Here is an 18,408-nt window from a genome sequence, read left to right on the forward strand (position 1 = left end):
CGGGCGTGCACCAGCTTGTGTTGCGGTGTCATGCAGCGAGGGGCATGAAGGTTCCCGATCGGAGACGGTGGGTGCCGTGCGACGTGATTTTTCTCAACGAGGTCTGGCATGCTCAAGCTCTACATAGGCAACAAGAACTACTCCTCCTGGTCCATGCGCCCCTGGGTGCTGCTGCGGCAGGCGGGCATACCCTTCGAGGAGGTCAAGCTGCGCTTCGACTCCTTCAACGCGGAGTCGGATTTCAAGCAGGCCATCGGGCGCCTCAATCCGGTGGGCAAGGTGCCGGTGCTGACCGATGGAGACTTGGTGATCTGGGATACCTTGGCCATTGCCGAGTACCTGGCCGAGTCCTTCCCCGACAAGCACCTGTGGCCCCAGGACCGGATGCGTCGCGCCCGCGCGCGCAGTGTCTGCGCCGAGATGCACGCGGGGTTCATGGCCTTGCGCAGTCACTGCAGCATGAACATCGAGGCCAATCTGTCCGAGGCGGGTGCCCGCATCTGGCAGGAACAGCCCGCCGTGCGGGCGGATGTGCAGCGCATCATTCAGATGTGGCGTGAGCTGCTGCGCGAGAGCGGGCGAGAGGAACTGCTGTTCGGTGACTTCTCGATCGCCGACGCCTATTTCGCACCGGTCTGCACGCGGCTGAAGACCTACGGCTTGCCGGTGCCCGAGGACATCGCGGCCTATATGGCGCGTGTCCACGCCCTGCCGGGTGTCAGTGCCTGGGTGACGGATGCCTTGGCGGAACGGGATTTCATCCCGTTCGAAGAACCCTACCGGCAGGCCCCGGTCTGACGTCTGACTGATCAGCACGGGCCGGGGCTCACGCTCCCTTCAGCGCGGTTTCGCGCGGCCCTGGCTGGCGGACAATTTGGGTGCGTAGGCCGTCACTTCAGCCAGTCGGCGCGACAGTTCCAAACCAGTCGCGGTCAGCAGATAGCCGTCGTTGTCGTGATGGAGCAGCCCTGCCGCGCGAAGCTCCTTCAGTCGCGTGTTCAGTGTGTTCGGTGTGATGCCCCCCACGCTGTCCTGCAGCAGGCGGAAGGTCTGCGCATGGCCATCACGCAAGGCCCAAAGCACGCGCATCGCGTAGCGTGACTCCAGCAGCGCTAGCAGCTGGCTGGCGGCGGCGCTTTCCTTGGCGCCGGCCTCCTTGGGGCTGGTCTTGCCGCCGATCCCGATGGTGTTTTTCACTTTGCCGTTCATGGGGTATCTGCGGTGAGAAGCGGGCGTGCCTGGGCGGTGCTGAGGGAGGCGCAATATAGCCTAGTTTTCCAGGTGCTACAACATTCATAGCTTAGGAAAACCGTGCACGTGCGAAATGCACGTGGCACGCCGATTTATGCCCGCCTCCTGTACTGGACTCAGAGGTAGATTTTTTCCAGTAGACGCAACAGCGTGCGGCGTTCGGCGGCGCTCAGGCGCGCGGTCACCTGGGCATCATTCAGGCTGGCGGCGCGCTCGGCCTTGCGCACGAGTTGGCGTCCGGCGGCGGTGAGGTGCAGTCCCATGGCGCGGCCATCGCGGGGGTGCGGGCGGCGCTCGATCAGGCCCCGTTTCTTCTCGTGTTGCTGCAGCATGCCCACCAGATTGGGCGGCTGGATGCTGAGGGCGCCGCAGAGTTGGCGCGAGGTGATGCCGGGGTTGTGGTGGATCAGCGAGAGCACCGAGAACTCCACCGGGCGGAGCTCGTAAGCCGCCATGCGTGGCAGGAAACTGGCGATGGCCGCGAGCGAGACGCGTCGCGCGCCATAACCGACCAAGGTCTGCAGGAAGCTGGCGTCCACCTGGTCGATCGCCGGCTCAAGCGCTACTTCGTCCTCGTGTTGCTTGATGGACGTGGTCTTGCGCGCGGCGGCGCGGGCTGGACGGCGGATCGCTGGCGACGAGGCGGGGGAGGAGGACATCAAGGCGCGGTGAATGAAAACCGCCCCGGCGGGCTGCGAAGCGCGGCCGGGGCGGAAGCCGTCAAGATCAGGACTCGGCCGTGAAGCCGACCTTCTTGACCAGCGGCGCCCAGCGCTTGAACTCCGAGTCCAGCGAGGCGCGCATGGCCTGGGGCGTGCTGCCCGCAGCCACCAGGCCAACGTTGGCCAGGCCATCGATGACGGCCTGATCCTTCAGCGCGGCCTGGATGGCCGAGTTGGCGGCGTTGATGATGCTGGTGGGGGTCTTGGCAGGCGCAAAGAAGCCGAACCACTCCTCTGCCACGATCTCGGGATAGCCCAGTTCGGCGAAGGTGGGCGCGTTGGGATCGGGCACGCGCTTGGGCGCGGAGACGGCCAGGATGCGCAGGCGGCCGGCCTTGGCATGGGCCAGCGAATCACCGGTGGGCGTGACGCAGGCGGCGATCTGTCCTCCCACCGTGTCGTTCACGGCCGGCAGCGAGCCGCGGAAGGGCACATGCTGGAAAGTGATGCCCGCGTTGACACCGAACAGCGAACCGACGAAGTGCGGCATGGAGCCCGCACCCGGCGAACCGAAGCTGGACTTCTCGGGATTGGCCTTGGCCCAAGCCACGAAATCCTGCAGCGTCTTCACGCTGTCTGGCACCATGGGTCCGACGGCCAGCGCGAAGATCATTTGCGCGCCGATGGAGATGGGCGCGAAGTCCTGCATCGTGTAGTTCATCTTGGTGTACACGTGCGGGTAGATCGTGAGTGCCGAGGCTTGCGCCAGCGTCAGCACGGTGCCGTCGGCCGGCGAGCTCTTCAGGGTTTCCAGCACGATGCGGCCGCCCGCGCCAGGCTTGTTTTCCACAACCGCGTTGTTGCGAGCATAAGAGGTGCCGCCCAGCTTGTCGGCGACACGGCGGGCCAGGCTGTCGCCCGCGCTGCCGGCGGGAAAGCCGTAATAGATCTTGGGCTGGGCCACCTGCGCGAACGCGGGCAGTGATTGCAGGGCCGCCAGGGCGGCGCTGCCGCCCAGGGCCAGGTTGAAGTGACGTCGGTTCAGGTTCATGGTTTGTCTCCTAGTGTGAAGTTGTCGAGGGCAAGGGAAACTGATGCGGAAGATGGTGCCAGGGGCATTATCCCGGCACCGCACCCCGCGCCGGGCTATCCGGTCATGGTTGTTATCGTGGCGCCATGCGCAGCGCGCCGTCGAGCCGGATCACTTCGCCATTGAGGTGGCCATTGGTCACGACATGGCAGGCCAGCTGCGCGAACTCCTCAGGCCGACCCAGGCGCTTGGGGAAGGGGATGGACGCGGCGAGCGATTGTTGCACCTCCTCCGGTAGTTCCTTCACCAGGGGCGTGGCGAACAGGCCGGGCGCGATGGTGCAAACGCGGATGGCATGCTGGGCCAGGTCACGCGCCATGGGCAGCGTCATGCCGACGATGCCGCCCTTGGACGCGCTGTAAGCCTGCTGGCCGACCTGACCATCGTAGGCCGCGATCGAGGCCGTGAACATCATCACGCCGCGCTCGCCGTCGTCCAGCAGGGGCAGCTTGGCACAGGCGGCGGCGAAGAGGCGGCTGACGTTGTAGCTGCCGATCAGGTTGATGTTGACCACGCGGGCAAAGTCTTCCAGCGGCGCAGGGCTGCCGTCCTTGCCGACGACGCGCTTGGCCGAACCGATGCCCGCGATGTTCATCAGGATGCGCGCGGGGCCGTGCGCGGCCTCGGCCTTGGCGATCGCCGCGGTCACGCTGTCGGGGCTGGTGATGTCGCAGGTCTGGAAGAGGCCACCGATGTCGGCCGCCACCTTGGCACCCGCGGTGGCGTTCACGTCGAGCACGGTCACCTTGGCACCCAGCCGGGCCAGTTCGCGGGCGGTCGCTTCGCCGAGTCCCGAGGCGCCGCCCGTCACGAGGGCGGCTTGTCCTTCAATCTTCATGGTCGTCTCCTGGGGTTGCGCGCGTCGTCACTCGGGTTTCAGGATGCCGGGGACCACGTCATCATGCAGCGCCTGCACCAGCGCATCGCGGTGCTTGAGCACGGCGCGCTGGTTGATCGAGCCCTTGTCGGTCACTTCCCCCTTGTCGATGGACGGTGGCTCGGCCAGCAGCAGCGCGCGCGCGATGCGGTTGGCGCTGCCGGTGGCGCCGCGCGCCAGCTCGTTGATCACGGCCTGCATGCGCTGACGCACGGGGGCGCTGGCCAGCACCTCGCTCATGGGCGTGTCGGGTCCCAGCCCGCTGACCGCGCGGCAGGCGGGTGAGGGGAAGATCAGCGCGCCGACTTCCTTGCGGTTCAGGCCGGTCAGCACCACGTCCTGCACCAGGGGTGCGCCTGTCACGATGACCTTGGCGCGCAGCGGGCCCACGCTGACGAAGGTGCCGGTGGCGAGCTTGAAGTCCTCGGCGATGCGCCCGTCGAACTTCAGGCCACGGTGGATGTCCTGCTCGTCGATCCACAGCACGGCGTCGCCGGTGCAGAGGTAGCCTTCCTCGTCGAAGGCCTCGCGCGTGGCGGCCTCGGAACGCCAATAGCCGGGCGTCACGTTGGGGCCGCGGTAGCGCACCTCGGTCTTGCCGTCCACTTCCACCAGCTTGAGCGTCATGCCGGGCACGGGCACGCCGATGTCGCCGGCTTTCACGTCCGGGCTGTTGACGAACATGGCCGAGGGCGCGGATTCCGTCATGCCCAGGCCGGTAGCCATCACGATGCGTTCGCCGATCTCGGCCTCGGCCGTGGCGTGCAGGCTGTCCCAAACCGGCTGGGCCAGGCCTGCGCCCGAGTAGAAGAACATCTTCACACGCGACAGCAGCGTCTTGCGCAGCGTGGCGTCAGTCTGCATGGCCTGGGCGATCATTTCGAAACCCGTGGGCACGTTGAAGTACACGGTGGGCGCGATCTCGCGCAGGTTGCGCAGGGTCTCGGCGATGCCGGCTGCGGTGGGTTTGCCGTCATCGATGTACAGCGTGCCACCATGCATCAGCGTCAGGCCCACGTTGTGGTTGCCGCCGAAGGTGTGGTTCCAGGGCAGCCAGTCCACGAAGATGGGCGCTTCTTCGGCCAGGGCGGGCAGCGAGAGGGTGATTTGCTGCAGGTTGGCGCACCACATGCGGTGCGTGTTGATCACCGGCTTGGGCATCTTGGTCGAGCCCGAGGTGAAGAGGAACTTGGCGATCGTGTCCGGGCGCACCGCGTGCATGGCCACGTCCACGGCACCCTTGCCACTGGCGCGGGGCATGGTGTCGTGCAGGGACTGCAGCGTCCTGGTCTTGCGACCCTCGATCTTTCCCTGGGCCAGGACCACCTCGACGTTTTTTCCAACCGTGGCCTGGATGGCCTTGCCATAACGCGCGCCATCGGCGGCGAAGACCAGGCCCGGCGTCAGCGTGTCCATGACGTGGCGCAGCTTGTCGTAATCCTGGCTGACCGTGGCGTAGGCCGGGGACACGGGGCAGTAGGGGATGCCCGCGTAGATGCATGCCAGGGACATCAGCGCGTGTTCCAGCGTGTTTTCGCTGAGGATGACTACGGGGCGCTCCGCGCTCAGGCCGAGGTCGAGCAGGGCCTGACCCACGCGCCGCGCGCCGCCCAGGGCCTGGGCGTAGCTGACGTGGATCCAGTCGCCCGTCTTGCCATCGGCCAGCTGTTGCCTGCGCGCGAAGAAGGTGCGGTCGGGCGCGGCTTCGGCCCAGTGCAGCAGGTGGTCGCTCAGGCGGCGGGCATAAGGGCCCAGCGGCAGCTCGGCATCGACGTAGCGCACGGCTCGGCCTTGCGCGTCCCGGCTTTCGCGCACCTTGACGCGGGTGACGCCGAAGCGTACTGAACGGTAGCGTGCCTGGGTGCTCATGCTTTTTTCACCTTCGCGGCCTTGCCCTCGAGGAAGGCACGCACGCGGGCCTTGGCCTCGGGCGCGCTCTGGGCGATGGCAGCCATCATGGCCTCGGTCAGGAAACCCTGGTCTGCGGGCTGTTCGGCAATGCGGGGCAGGGCGTGGATCAGGGCGTAATTGGTCAGGGGCGCGTTTTGCGCCACGCGGATGGCGAGTTCCAGGGCCTTGTCAAACGCCGTGCCCTGCGGGACCAAGTACTGTGCGAAACCTGCTTTCTCGCCGTCCGCCGCGTTGTAGACGCGACCGGTCAGCATCATGTCCGTCATGCGCGCGGCGCCAATCAGGCGCGGAATGCGCACTGCGCCGCCGCCACCGACGAAGATGCCGCGCGAGCCTTCGGGCAGCGCATAGAAGGTGGTGTCGTCCGCCACGCGGATGTGGCAGGCCGACGCCAATTCCAGGCCACCGCCGACCACCGCGCCGTGCAGCGCCGCGATGACGGGCACCGGCCCGTATTGCACGCGCTCGAGTGCTGCGTGCCACATGCGCGAGTGGTGCAGGCCTTCGCCCGCGTCGCGTTCCTTGAGTTCGGAGAGGTCCAGGCCCGCGCAGAAGTGCTCGCCTTCGCCGGCGATGACGGCGGCGCGCACGCCACCTTCGCCGGTTGGCAGGTTCTCGAACAGGTCGCGCAGTGCGAGGATGAGCGCGTCGTTCAGCGCGTTGCGCTTGACGGGGCGAGTGAGGCGGATCACGGCGATTTCGTCTTGATCGCCTTGCCGCTCGAAGTGAATGTCAGGGTTGGTCATCTTGTCTTTCCGGTGGGGATGAATTATTGTTATGAGAAATAACCAATTCAAGCCGTCGCCGCTTTCCTTTCTTCGGTGTTTACCCGCAGAATCCCATTCCAGATCGCAGACAATCCCGCATGGACCACAAGAACCTCATCGCCATAGACATCCACACGCACGCGGAAGTGAGCTGCTGGAATCCGTTCGACAACTACGGCGAGGAATACGACCGCGCGGCCGACAAGTACTTCCGCTCCAGTCGTCGGCCGACGATCGCCGAGACGGTGGCCTACTACCGCGAAAGAAAAATCGGCCTGGTGATGTTCACGGTGGACAGCGAGGCCCAGCTCGGCCGCCGCCGCATCCCGAACGAGGAGATCGCCGAGGCCGCCAATGCCAACAGCGACATGATGATGTGCTTCGCCAGCATCGACCCGCACAAAGGCAAGATGGGCGCGCGCGAGGCGCGGCGGCTGATCGAGGAACACAACGTCAAAGGCTTCAAGTTCCACCCGACGGTGCAGGGTTACCACCCCTACGACAAGATGGCTTGGCCCATCTACGAAGTGATCGCCGAGTACAAGCTGCCCGCCATCTTCCACACCGGGCACAGCGGCATCGGCAGTGGCATGCGTTGTGGCGGTGGCCTGCGGCTGGAGTACAGCAACCCCATCCATCTCGACGACGTGGCGATCGACTTTCCCGACATGCAGATCGTGATGGCGCATCCGAGCTGGCCCTGGCAGGACGAGGCCTTGAGCGTCGCCATGCACAAACCCAATGTCTGGATCGATCTGTCGGGCTGGAGTCCCAAATACTTTCCGAAGCAACTGGTCCAGTACGCGAACACGCTGCTGAAGGACCGCATGCTGTTCGGCAGTGACTATCCGCTCATCACGCCCGAGCGCTGGATGAAGGACTTCGAGGAAGCCGGCTTCAAACCCGAAGTCATGCCCGGCATCCTCAAGGACAATGCCGTGCGCCTTCTGGGCTTGAGCTGAGCCCTCGGCGCACGCCCACGCGGCGTGCCGGCTCCTGACGGTTTGAATTCCGGGTTTACCCGTAAATTCACTCTCACTCGCGCACTCTCGAGCGCGGGGTAAGATATTTCAAACCGTTATATCTATCAGTCTGTTTTTTGGCTTGCGGATGCAACGGTTTGCAGCGACAGTAGCGCACCGTTGCCCCTTGTGCTCTCGCGTTTTCCGCTGTCGTATCGTGCCTGTGCGGTCGTGGTGGAGTGCCTGCCAACGCGCGCGACGATGGCCATCTTCAGACTTATACAAAGGAGTCAACTCTCATGAAAAAGCGTAATTTCCTGAGCGCTTCCGCCCTGGCCCTGGTGGCCGCGCTCGGCGCGACCGCCGCGCTGGCGCAGGACGTGTTCAAGGTCGGCCTGATCGTGCCCATGACTGGGCAGCAGGCCACCACCGGCAAACAACTCGAAGCCGCCGTCAAGCTCTACATGGCCCAGAACGGCAACATGGTCGCGGGCAAGAAGATCGAACTCATTGTCAAGGACGACACCAGCATTCCCGACGTGACCAAGCGCTTGGCCCAGGAACTCGTGGTGCAGGACAAAGTGGACGTGCTGGCCGGCATGGGCATCACACCCTCGGCCTTCGCCACCGCGCCCATCGCAACCCAGAGCAAGACGCCGCTGGTCGTGATGGCCGCCGCCACCTCCAGCATCACGCAGTCCTCGCCCTTCATCGTGCGCACCAGCATGACGTTGCCGCAGACGTCTTCGTCCCTGGCCGACTGGGCACCCAAGAACGGCATCAAGAAGGTCGTGACCCTGGTGTCCGATTACGGCCCCGGCATCGACGCAGAGAAGTTCTTCGTCGCACGCTTCACCGCCGGTGGCGGTCAGGTGCTGGAATCGCTGCGCGCGCCCATGCGCAACCCGGACTTCGCGCCCTTCCTGCAGAAGGTGCGTGACCTCAAGCCTGACGCGCTGTTCGTCTTCGTGCCCTCGGGCGCGGGCGCCGCAGTCATGAAGCAGTTCCAGGAACGCGGCATGGACAAGGCCGGCATCCGCCTGATCGGCACCGGCGACGTGACCGATGACGACCAGCTCAACAGCATGGGTGACGTGGCGCTCGGCGTGGTGACGTCCATGCACTACTCTGCCTACCATCCCTCGGCCAAGAACAAGGCCTTCGTCGCCGCCTTCAAGAAGGCCAATGGCTTCCGCCCCAACTTCTTCGCGGTCAGTGGTTATGACGGCATGCACGTCATCTATGAAGGTCTGAAGGCCACCAAGGGCCAGGGCGGCGAAGCCCTGGTCAACGCGATGAAGAACCTGAAGTGGGAAAGCCCGCGCGGCCCGGTGTCCATCGACCCGGAAACCCGCGACATCGTCCAGAACATCTACCTGAGCAAGGTGGAGCGCCGCGACGGTGAGCTGTACAACGTGGAGTTCGACGTCGTCAAGGACGTGAAGGACCCCGGCAAGGCCAAATAAGTCTGCACGCATGGGCGCCCCTGCTCAGGAAGGGGCGCCCATGTTTTTTCTCTCGCACGTTTCTCTTCCTGATTCCGGATTCGTGTTTTTCGGGTTCGCGCTTTTCTAGTCTGTGTCCCCATGCTGACCATACTTTTCGACGGCATCGCCTATGGCATGCTGCTCTTCATCCTGGCGGTCGGCCTGTCCGTGACGATGGGCCTGATGAATTTCATCAACCTGGCCCACGGCGCCTTCGCCATGGTGGGCGGTTATCTCACCGTCATCCTGATGCAGCGCCATGACGTGCCCTTCCTGCTCTGCCTGCCTGCGGCCTTTTTCGTCTCGGCCTTGTTGGGCGCGGTGTTGGAGCGCACGCTGTACCGACCCATGTACAACAAGCCGCACCTGAACCAGGTGCTGTTCTCCATCGGCCTGACCTTCATGGCCGTGGCGGCGACGGACTATTTCTTCACGTCCAGCCAGCAGATCGTCCAGTTGCCCGAGTGGCTCAAGGGTCGGACTGAACTGGGCGACGGTACCGCCTGGGAACTGGGCATGGGGCACTACCGCCTCTTCATCATCGCCGTCTGCCTGGCCCTGACCGTCGGCCTGCAGGCCATCCTCAGCGGCACCCGTTTCGGCAGTCGCTTGCGTGCCTCGGTGGACGACCAGCGCGTGGCCGCGGGTCTGGGTATCAACGTCAATGCCGTTTTCCTGCTGACCTTCGCGGCAGGCTCGGGCCTGGCGGGCTTGGGCGGGGCGCTGGGCGCCGAGATCCTGATCCTGGACCCGAGCTTCCCGCTGCGCTACATGGTCTATTTCCTGATCGTGGTGGCCGTTGGAGGCACGTCCTCGATCACCGGTCCGCTGCTGGCGGCCCTCTTGCTGGGCATCGCCGACGTGGCGGGCAAGTACTACATCCCGCGCTTCGGCGCGTTCATCGTGTATTTCCTGATGATCGTCATCTTGATCTGGCGCCCGCAAGGCCTGTTCGTGCGCAAGGGGGGCAAGGCATGATGAATGCAACAGCTTCCCTGCACGAGTTCCAGCGCTGGAAGCGCTGGGAACCACTGTTCTGGCTGCTGGCGCTGGCTTCGCCCTGGTACTTCAGCGGGCATGCGCTGCTCATCAACGAGGTGGCCATCGTCGCCCTGTTCGCGCTCTCGCTGGACCTGATCATGGGCTACGCGGGCATCGTCTCGCTAGGGCATGCGGCTTTCTTCGGCATGGGCGCGTATTCGGCCGCGCTGTTCGCCAAGCACATCCACCCTGATCCGACGCTGGGGCTGGCCTTCGCCATCGCCCTGTCCACGGCCTTGGGCGCGCTGGCTTCGCTGTCCGTCATGCGCGGCGCGGGCCTGGCCTTGCTCATGGTCACCATGGGCGTCGCGCTGATCCTGATGGAACTGGCCAACAAGCTGAACTGGCTCACGGGTGGTGCCGACGGTCTGCAGGGCGTGGTCATGGGGCCGGTGCTCGGCCGCTTCGAGTTCGACCTCTACGGTCAGGTGGCGGCCTGGTATTCGCTGGTGGTGCTGTTCGTGTTCTTCCTGCTGTCGCGCCGTTTCGTGCATTCGCCCCTGGGCGGCACGCTGATGGCCTTGCGTGACAACCGACTGCGCGCCATGGCCATTGGCATTCCGGTGTCGGCCCGCATCGCCCTGGTCTACACGGTGGCTGCCGGCATTGCGGGTGCCGCCGGCGCGCTGCTGGCGCAGACCACGAGTTTCGCCTCGGTCGAGGTCTTTGCATTTGACCGCTCGGCCGATCTCGTGCTGCTCGTCGTCATCGGTGGTGCAGGCTGGCTCTATGGCGGCGTCATCGGCGCGGTCGTCTTCACCGGGTTGAAGGACTGGATTTCGTCCATCACCCCCCAGTACTGGACTTTCTGGATCGGTCTTTTCCTCGTCGTCCTGATGCTGGTGGGCCGTGAACGTCTGATTCGCCCCTGGACTTGGGTATCACGGGGGCAGAAAAAATGAGTGTTTCTTCCGACATCGTTCAAAACGGCGCCACCTCGGGCGCGGCTGCCGAGGTCGTGCTCAGCGCCCAGGGGCTGGTGAAGCGCTTTGGCGGCATCACCGCGACCGGCAATGTGAGCCTGGACCTCAAACGGGGCGCGCGCCACGCGCTGATCGGTCCCAACGGCGCGGGCAAGACCACGCTGATCAACCTGCTGACCGGCGTGCTCGACCCGACGGAAGGCCGCATCCTGCTTGAAGGTCAGGACATCACCCGACTGGCGCCGCACCAGCGTGTGCGCCGTGGCATGGTGCGCACCTTCCAGATCAACCAGCTCTTCGACTCGCTGACCCCGCTGCAGACACTGGCGCTGACAGTGTCCCAACACCGGGGCCTGGGCACGCGCTGGTGGCAGCCGCTGGGCCGCGACCCGCAGGTGGTCGAGCGTTGCGAGCAACTGCTGGAGCAGTTCCGCCTGACCGAGGTGATGAACCAGCGCACCGACGTGCTGGCCTATGGCAAACGCCGGTTGCTGGAAATTGCCATCGCCCTGGCCTGCGAGCCGCGCGTGCTGCTGCTGGACGAGCCCGTGGCCGGCGTGCCCGCGGGCGAGCGCGAGGAACTTTTGCAGACCGTCGCGGCCTTGCCCGCCGATGTGTCGGTGCTGCTGATCGAACACGATATGGACCTGGTTTTCAGTTTCGCCAAGCGCATGACGGTGCTGGTCAATGGCACCGTGCTCATCGAGGGCAACCCCGATGAAATCGCCAACGACCCGCGCGTGAAAGAGGTTTACCTCGGCCATGCGGAAGGGAGTCATGCATGAGCGCGCTCCTCAAGGTCGAGAACCTCAGCGCCGGTTACGGCGAGGCCGTGGTGCTCAATGGCGTGTCCGTCACCTTGGACCAGGGCAAGACGCTGGCGCTGCTGGGGCGCAACGGCACCGGCAAGACCACCTTCATGAACACCTTGGCGGGCGCCACGCGCCAACACGGTGGCAGCATCACGCTCGACGGCGTGGCCTTGCACAAGACGCCGCTGCACCTGCGCGCCGCCGCCGGCATCGGCTGGGTGCCGCAGGAACGCAACATCTTCAAGTCGCTGACGGTGGACGAGAACCTGACCGCGGTGGCGCGGCCTGGCCGCGCGGACAGGGCGGTCGCTGGCGCTGCCGCTTGGACGCCCGCGCGTGTCTATGAACTGTTCCCGCGCTTGGCCGAGCGCAAGACCAATCTCGGCTCTCAGCTCTCGGGCGGCGAGCAGCAGATGCTGGCCGTGGGCCGGGCCCTGGTGCTCAATCCCAAGTTGCTGCTGCTGGACGAGCCGCTGGAGGGCCTGGCGCCCATCATCGTGCAGGAGCTGTTGCGCGCCATTGGCCGCATCACGCGCGAGGAGGGCCTCTCGGCCATCATCGTCGAGCAGCACCCGCAGGCCATCCTGGCAATATCCGACCAAGCCGCCGTGCTGGACCGCGGCACCGTGGTGCACGCGGGCACGGCCCGCGCCCTGCTGGACCAGCCCGAGTTGCTGGACAAACTGCTGGGCGTGGCGCGTTGAGGCCGTCGTGGTCGTCCTTGAATCCTGTTTCCTCTAGGAGTAACAACATGAACCGACTGAACCGGAGATCCGCGCTCGCCCTGCTGGGCACCCCGCTGGTCGGCGGCCTGGCCTCGCTGTCCTCGCCCCTGGCGCTGGCGCAAAACTTCCCCAGCAAGCCGCTGCGCATCGTCGTGCCATTCGGCGCGGGCGGCGTGGCCGACCTGACCGCACGCATCGTCGCGCAGAAGCTCAACGAACTGCTGGGCCAGCCCGTGGTGATCGAGAACAAACCCGGTGCCGGCGGCGTCGGTGCGTCCGACCAAGTGGCCAAGTCCACACCCGACGGCCACACGCTGCTGCTGATGTCCAACGCCACGGCGGTCAGCGCCACCTTGTTCAAGAGCCTGCCCTACGACTCGGTGAAGGACTTCACGCCGGTCAGCACCCTGGGTTTCTTCGACATTGGCGTGGTCGTCGCCAGTGACTCCAAGTACAAGACCCTGGGCGAGTTGCTGGCCGACGCCAAGGCCAACCCGGGCAAGCTCAACATCGGCAGCATCAACATCGGCAGCACGCAAAATCTCTCCGCCGAGCTGTTCAAGTCGGTCGCCGGCATCGACGTGCAGATCGTGCCCTTCAACGGCACGCCCGCCGTGGTCAATGCCCTGCGTGGCAAGCAGGTTGATGCCGCGGTGGAAATCCTCGCGCCGGTCATGGGTCAGATCAAGGGCGGCGCCCTGCGTGCCCTGGCGGTGACCAGCGAGAAGCGCTCCGCCGCGCTGCCGGATGTGCAGACCACCAAGGAAGCGGGCCTGCCTGGTTACCTGTCGTCTTCCTGGAACGCGCTGGCCGTGCCGTCCGCCACGCCCAAGGCCGTGGTGACGCGTCTGCACAAGGAAATCCAGACCGCGCTGGCCGACCCCGAAGTGAGCAAGAAGTTGCGCGAACTCAATATCGAACCGCGCGGCCAGACGCCGGAGCAGAGCGCGGCCTTCCTGCAGTCCGAGATCAAGCGCTGGGGCGAGGTGATCGTCAAGGCCAAGGTGCCGCTGCAGTGAGCGTCTGCCTCAGGTCTTAGACATTTCCCAACGTCGCGCTTCTAGCGCGCGACACCCTCAAGACAGCGGTCCGTCAGGACCGTTGTCTTTTTTCATGCCTGCCATGAAAACAATGCATCGTGTTGGGCTGTGTCTATTTTCCCTTGCCCTCAGAATACGGAGCCCTGAGACAACGGACGCATGGCCCAGGAAGGCCATCGCGAAAAGGAAAAAACATGAACTGGTTTGCAATGATGACGGTGCGTCGCAAGTTGACGGTCGGTTTTGGCGCGATTCTTTTGATCCTGGTGTTTCTGACGCTCGCTGGCTTGCGCGAGGTCGGGACCATCAAGCAAGCCCTGGAGGAAAACTCCGCGAAGAATTCCCTGATTCAGCGTTACGCGATCAATTTCCGGGGCAGCGCGCACGACCGGGCCATCGCCATCCGCGACGTGGCGGCCTCGGTCAGCGCAGAGGAACTGCGCCGCGAGATCGCGGAAATCGAGCGACTCACAGCCTTCTACGCCAAGTCGGCCGTTCCTCTGGACCAGATGTTGGCGCAAGATCGCTCTGTCCATCCCGAGGTGCCCAAGCTGCTGGCCGCGATCAAGGAGACCGAGGCCAGGGTTCTGCCTTTGATCAACCAGGTCATCCAGTTGCGCAGCCAGGACCAGCGCGAGGCCGCGCAGCAGATTGTGTGGCGTGACTTGAAGCCGCTGTTCGTCGAATGGCTGGCGCGCATCAACGCCTTGATCGATTTCGAGGAAGAGGTGATTCAGCAGCGCCTGGCCGAAGCCCAGGGCACTGCGATCGGCTTTTCGACCCTGATGATCGCCTGGACGGTCGTGGCCGTCCTGCTGGGTGCCGTTGGGGCGACGCTGATTTCCCGCTCGGTGTCGCGCGCCCTGGGTGCCGAACCCTGGCAGGTCAAGGCGGTGGCCGACGATATCCGTTCCGGCAACCTCGCTTCCGATGTCGACACGCGGGGCGCGGGTCAGGACAGCGTGATGGCCGCCATGAAGATGATGCGTGATGGCCTGCTCTCGGTGGTCTCGGGCGTGCGGGCCTCGGCCCAGCAGGTGGCCGTCTCCGCGGTCGAGATCGAGCGTGGCAACCAGGATTTGTCGCGGCGCACCGAAAGCCAGGCCAGCGCGCTGGAGCAGACCGCGGCGTCGATGGAGGAACTGGGTTCCACCGTGCGGCAGAACGCCGACAGCGCGCAGCAGGCCAATCAACTCGCGCAAAACGCCAGCACGGTCGCGATGCAAGGGGGCGAGGTGATGGCCGAAGTGGTGGCCACCATGAAGGACATCAACGAAAGCGCCAGGAAGATCGCCGACATCATCGGCGTGATCGACGGCATCGCCTTCCAGACCAACATCCTCGCGCTCAATGCCGCCGTGGAAGCCGCGCGCGCGGGTGAGCAGGGCCGCGGTTTCGCCGTCGTCGCGGCGGAGGTGCGCAGCCTGGCCGGACGCAGCGCGGAAGCCGCGCGCCAAATCAAGACGCTGATCAGCGCCAGTGTTGAGCGTGTCGAGCAAGGCGGCGCGTTGGTGGACCGCGCGGGCGCGACCATGGACGAGGTGGTGGCCAGCATACGCAAGGTGACCGAACTGATGGGTGAGATCAGCACCGCCAGCGCGGAGCAGAGCGCGGGTGTGCTGGAGGTGGGCGAGGCCATCAGCGGCATGGACCAGACCACCCAACAGAACGCGGCGCTGGTGGAGCAAATGACTTCCGCGGCGGCCGACCTGAAGAATCAGGCGCATGAACTGGTTCGGGCCGTCGCGGTCTTCAAGCTGGACGGGGCTGAATCGGGTGCCGCCACGCCCGTGCCGGGGCGGGCCGGGCAGCCGGGCGTGCTCAGCCTGGCCTGAGATCAGCCGGTCGTTCCACTGGCCTTGCGGCTGCGCATCAGCAGCAGCAAGGCCAGTGCGGCCGAGGCCAGCATCAGCAGCAGACTGACCGCGTTGAGCACCGGGGTGGCGCCCTCGCGCATGCGGCCGTACATCAGCACGGTCAGCGGGGCGTCGGAGCCCACCAGCATCAGCGTGGTGTTGAAGTTCTCGAAGGACATCAGGAAGGCCATGGCCGCAGCGCCCACCATGCTGGGCCACAGCCAGGGCAGAGTGATGGTGCGCAGCACCGTGACGCGGTTGGCGCCCAGGTCCAGCGCGGCTTCTTCCAGGGACCGATCGAAGCGGCGCAGGCGCGCCGCGATGGTCAGCGTGGCGATGGTCGCGATGTAGCAAAACTGGCCCAGGATCACCAGGGGCAGGCCGGGGCGCAGAAAGTCCAGCTCCAGGCCCCAGACCTCGTCGGCGAAGTTGGCCAGGCGACTGGCGAAGGCGAGGATGGAGATGCCCAGGATCACACCCGGGATGACCAGTGGCGCCATGCTCAGCAGCGCCAGCGCGCGCTTGCCCGGGAAGTCAAAACGCTCCAGCAGGAAGGCGTTGCAGGTGCCCACCACCACCGAGAGCAGGGTGACCCACAGCGCCACCCAGGCGCTGATGGCGATGCTGCCCAGCAACTCGGCATCGTGCAGCAAGCCGGTGCGGCCATCACCTTCGCCTTGGGCCAGAAACCAGTCCAGCGTGAAGCCTTGCCAGGGTGGCGTTGGGTAGTCGGCGTTGTTGAAGGCAAAGACTGCCACCACCGTCAGTGGCAGGAAGAGGAAGACAAAAAAACCGAGCACGAACAGATGCAGGCCATGGCGCTGGGCCGGGGGGCGGGGCAGGCTGGGAATCATGGTGTTTTCCTCGCGCGCGTGTTCATTCCAACGACCGGGTCTCGCCTCAAGAGGACTGCATCACGGCGCCGAGCCGCTGCCGCGTCAGGCGCAGCCCCGCCCACACCAGCAGGCTGGACAGCACCAGCAGCAGGAAGCCGAAGGCCGCGCCCTGGTTCCAGTTGAAGCGGGTGATGAACTGGGTGTAGATCTGCTCGGTGAACCAGAGTGAGTTCTTGCCACCCAGCAGCGTCGGCGTGAGGTAGTTGCCCAGGCAAAGCATGAACACCACGATGCAACCCGAGGCCATGCCCGGCGCGGCGTGCGGGATCACGATGCGCCAGAGGATGCTGGTGTGGCTGCCGCCCAGGTCGTAGGCGGCTTCGATCAGGCTGTTGTCCAGGCTCTCCAGGCTGTTGACCAGGGGGATCACCATGAACAGCAGCGAGGCATAGACCAGGCCCACGAGGATGGTGGCGTCGTGGTAGAGCAGTTCCACCGGCTGCGCGGCCAAGCCCGTGGCCTGCAGCAGGCTGGAGACCACGCCGGTCTCGCGCAGCAGGATCAGCCAGCCCAGGGTGCGCACCATCTCGCTGACCCAGAAGGGCAGCAGGCACAGCACCAGCAGCGCCATCTTGGCGCGGCCTTGCGCCACCTTGGCGATGTGCCAGGCCACGGGAAAGGCCAGCAGCAGGGTCAGAGCCGTCGCCAGCAGGGAGATCACCGCCGTGCGCACATAGGTGCGCCAGTAGAGCGGCTCGTCAATGAAGGTGCGGTACTGGTCCAGGCTGTAGGCGTACTCGCCAGGCCCGACGCGGGCCTGCAGAGACAGCAGCAGCAGGTCGATGTGGGGCAAAACGACCAGGGCGCCCAGCCAGAGCAGGGCGGGCGCCAGCAGCAGGGCCAGCATCCAGCGGCGGGGGCTTGTCGTGTCCATGAGGTCCGGCGCGGTAGAGGTGCGGGCCTCAGGCCGCGAAGCACCAGGCCTGCTCGGGCCGGTAGCTGAACAGCACGCCGTCGCCCGCGCGCAGGTCGGCCAGGCGGCCGGTCAGGGGCAGGGCGATGTGAAGCATCTGGCCGCTGTCGTCCTCGCGCACCTGCACCGTGGAGTTGCCGCCATCGAACAGCACGCTCTGCACCCGGGCGTGGCAGCGCAGTCCTTCCGGAGTCTGTGCCAGCTCACTGGCCGTGCGGCCGATATCGATAGCTTCCGGCCGCACGAAGAGTTGCGCCGTGTCCCCCGCGCGCAACCCTTTGGCGTTGCCGGCGCGCCGCCCCTGCAGCGCCAGGCCAGCGGCCGTGCGCAAGGTGACCAGTTCACCGTCGATGTGCTCCACGCGACCTTCCACGCGGTTGTTGTGGCCAACAAAACCCGCGACGAAGGCGCTGGCCGGTTCGTAATAGAGCTGCTGCGGTCGGCCGACCTGTTCGAAGCGGCCTTGGTTCATCACTGCCACCTGGTCGGACATGACCAGCGCCTCGGACTGGTCGTGCGTGATGTAGACGAAGGTGGTGCCGACCTCGGCCTGCAGCTGCTTGAGTTCCACCTTCATGTGCTCGCGCAGCTTCATGTCCAGCGCGCCCAGCGGTTCGTCGAGCAGCAGCAGCGTGGGCTCCAGCACCAGCGCGCGCGCGATGGCCACGCGCTGCTTCTGCCCGCCGGAGAGCTGCTCGATGCGCTTGTCCTCGATGCCGGGCAGGCCCACGCGCCTCAGCATGTCGCGCACCTTGTCCCGGGCCACGGCGCGCTTGAGTTTGCGCACGCCGCCGCGCTGCGTGAGGCCGTAGGCGATGTTCTCGCCCACGCTCATCATCGGAAACAGCGCCAGGTGCTGGAACACCATGTTGACCGGCCGCCGGTTGGGCGGCACGCCCAGCATGGACGCGCCCTTGATGCGGATGTCGCCCGTGTCGGGCGAGATGAAACCCGCGACCATGCGCAGCAGCGTGGTCTTGCCGCAGCCCGAAGGCCCCAGGATGGAGAAGAAGGAGCCTGAGCGGACCGACAGGCTCAGGTCCTCGACCGCCGTGTACGTGCCGTAACGCTTGCCCAGGGCGCGGATGTCGAGGTCGGTGTCGTCGCTGCTCATGCTCATGGGATAGCTTCGCCCTGCGGTGCCGAGCGCCTTCGGGCAGCCCGGTGGCGCTCATGCGTCGCCAGGCCTGGAAGT

18 protein-coding genes are annotated in these 18,408 nt (G+C 65.6%); 9 read left to right on the forward strand and 9 right to left on the reverse strand.

Annotation, left to right across the window (positions count from 1 at the left end; genetic code table 11):
• The first annotated feature begins 108 nt into the window (after positions 1–108).
• Complete coding sequence (locus AZ34_RS06870; RefSeq protein ID WP_035606317.1) at positions 109–798, forward strand: glutathione S-transferase family protein; 690 nt, start codon at positions 109–111, stop codon at positions 796–798.
• Between the two features lie 39 nt (positions 799–837).
• On the opposite strand, the gene AZ34_RS06875 is transcribed toward AZ34_RS06870, so the two are convergent.
• The 6 genes from AZ34_RS06875 to AZ34_RS06900 form a co-directional block, all read right to left on the reverse strand.
• Positions 838–1,209: a winged helix-turn-helix transcriptional regulator gene (locus AZ34_RS06875; protein ID WP_081767112.1), complete on the reverse strand. Its 372-nt coding sequence runs from the start codon at positions 1,207–1,209 to the stop codon at positions 838–840.
• A gap of 158 nt (positions 1,210–1,367) precedes the next feature.
• Positions 1,368–1,910 carry a MarR family winged helix-turn-helix transcriptional regulator gene (locus tag AZ34_RS06880; protein ID WP_231495476.1) on the reverse strand — a complete coding sequence of 181 codons (543 nt, stop codon included), beginning with the start codon at positions 1,908–1,910 and terminating at the stop codon, positions 1,368–1,370.
• A gap of 67 nt (positions 1,911–1,977) precedes the next feature.
• On the reverse strand, positions 1,978–2,964 hold the full coding sequence (locus tag AZ34_RS06885; protein WP_035606320.1) for a Bug family tripartite tricarboxylate transporter substrate binding protein: 987 nt from the start codon (positions 2,962–2,964) through the stop codon (positions 1,978–1,980).
• A 112-nt stretch (positions 2,965–3,076) separates the two neighbouring features.
• Positions 3,077–3,841, reverse strand: a complete 765-nt coding sequence (locus AZ34_RS06890) for an SDR family NAD(P)-dependent oxidoreductase (RefSeq protein ID WP_035606323.1) — start codon at positions 3,839–3,841, stop codon at positions 3,077–3,079.
• 27 nt (positions 3,842–3,868) lie between these two features.
• Positions 3,869–5,749: a feruloyl-CoA synthase gene (locus AZ34_RS06895; protein ID WP_035606326.1), complete on the reverse strand. Its 1,881-nt coding sequence runs from the start codon at positions 5,747–5,749 to the stop codon at positions 3,869–3,871.
• Positions 5,746–6,537 (reverse strand): crotonase/enoyl-CoA hydratase family protein, encoded by a 792-nt coding sequence (locus AZ34_RS06900; RefSeq protein ID WP_035606329.1) that lies wholly within the window; start codon positions 6,535–6,537, stop codon positions 5,746–5,748. Before AZ34_RS06900 ends, AZ34_RS06895 begins: the two co-directional genes overlap by 4 nt.
• Before the next feature lie 119 nt (positions 6,538–6,656).
• Here AZ34_RS06900 and AZ34_RS06905 point away from each other — a divergent pair, with 119 nt between their 5' ends.
• The 8 genes from AZ34_RS06905 to AZ34_RS18885 all read left to right on the forward strand — a co-directional run bounded on the left by AZ34_RS06905 (position 6,657) and on the right by AZ34_RS18885 (position 15,383).
• The gene (locus AZ34_RS06905; RefSeq protein ID WP_035606331.1) at positions 6,657–7,520 is read left to right on the forward strand and encodes an amidohydrolase family protein; all 864 of its coding nucleotides are present in this window, start codon (positions 6,657–6,659) and stop codon (positions 7,518–7,520) included.
• A 299-nt stretch (positions 7,521–7,819) separates the two neighbouring features.
• Complete coding sequence (locus AZ34_RS06910) at positions 7,820–8,986, forward strand: ABC transporter substrate-binding protein (RefSeq protein ID WP_035606332.1); 1,167 nt, start codon at positions 7,820–7,822, stop codon at positions 8,984–8,986.
• A gap of 120 nt (positions 8,987–9,106) precedes the next feature.
• Positions 9,107–9,985: a branched-chain amino acid ABC transporter permease gene (locus AZ34_RS06915; RefSeq protein WP_035606334.1), complete on the forward strand. Its 879-nt coding sequence runs from the start codon at positions 9,107–9,109 to the stop codon at positions 9,983–9,985.
• Positions 9,985–10,950, forward strand: coding sequence for a branched-chain amino acid ABC transporter permease (locus tag AZ34_RS06920; protein ID WP_035606336.1), 966 nt, complete (start codon positions 9,985–9,987; stop codon positions 10,948–10,950). The genes AZ34_RS06915 and AZ34_RS06920 overlap by 1 nt, the downstream gene beginning before the upstream one ends.
• Complete coding sequence (locus AZ34_RS06925) at positions 10,947–11,756, forward strand: ABC transporter ATP-binding protein (protein WP_051509590.1); 810 nt, start codon at positions 10,947–10,949, stop codon at positions 11,754–11,756. Before AZ34_RS06920 ends, AZ34_RS06925 begins: the two co-directional genes overlap by 4 nt.
• A complete protein-coding gene (locus AZ34_RS06930) occupies positions 11,753–12,487 on the forward strand; it encodes an ABC transporter ATP-binding protein (RefSeq protein ID WP_035606338.1) in 735 nt (244 codons plus the stop codon). The genes AZ34_RS06925 and AZ34_RS06930 overlap by 4 nt, the downstream gene beginning before the upstream one ends.
• A 47-nt stretch (positions 12,488–12,534) precedes the next feature.
• Positions 12,535–13,527, forward strand: a complete 993-nt coding sequence (locus AZ34_RS06935; protein WP_035606339.1) for a Bug family tripartite tricarboxylate transporter substrate binding protein — start codon at positions 12,535–12,537, stop codon at positions 13,525–13,527.
• Positions 13,528–13,742: 215 nt separating this feature from the next.
• Positions 13,743–15,383 carry a methyl-accepting chemotaxis protein gene (locus tag AZ34_RS18885; protein WP_155831739.1) on the forward strand — a complete coding sequence of 547 codons (1,641 nt, stop codon included), beginning with the start codon at positions 13,743–13,745 and terminating at the stop codon, positions 15,381–15,383.
• A gap of 2 nt (positions 15,384–15,385) precedes the next feature.
• Here AZ34_RS18885 and AZ34_RS06945 read toward each other — a convergent pair whose 3' ends face one another.
• The 3 genes from AZ34_RS06945 to AZ34_RS06955 are packed head-to-tail and all read right to left on the reverse strand — an operon-like array spanning position 15,386 to position 18,333.
• Positions 15,386–16,258: an ABC transporter permease gene (locus AZ34_RS06945; protein WP_035606345.1), complete on the reverse strand. Its 873-nt coding sequence runs from the start codon at positions 16,256–16,258 to the stop codon at positions 15,386–15,388.
• Positions 16,259–16,304: 46 nt separating this feature from the next.
• Positions 16,305–17,174 carry an ABC transporter permease gene (locus tag AZ34_RS06950; protein WP_035606349.1) on the reverse strand — a complete coding sequence of 290 codons (870 nt, stop codon included), beginning with the start codon at positions 17,172–17,174 and terminating at the stop codon, positions 16,305–16,307.
• A 28-nt stretch (positions 17,175–17,202) separates the two neighbouring features.
• Complete coding sequence (locus AZ34_RS06955) at positions 17,203–18,333, reverse strand: ABC transporter ATP-binding protein (protein WP_081767113.1); 1,131 nt, start codon at positions 18,331–18,333, stop codon at positions 17,203–17,205.
• Positions 18,334–18,408: the final 75 nt, after the last annotated feature.

Origin of the sequence: Hylemonella gracilis str. Niagara R (genome assembly GCF_000600295.1) — a bacterium.
GTDB classification, from domain to species: Bacteria; Pseudomonadota; Gammaproteobacteria; order Burkholderiales; family Burkholderiaceae_C; genus Hylemonella; species Hylemonella gracilis_A.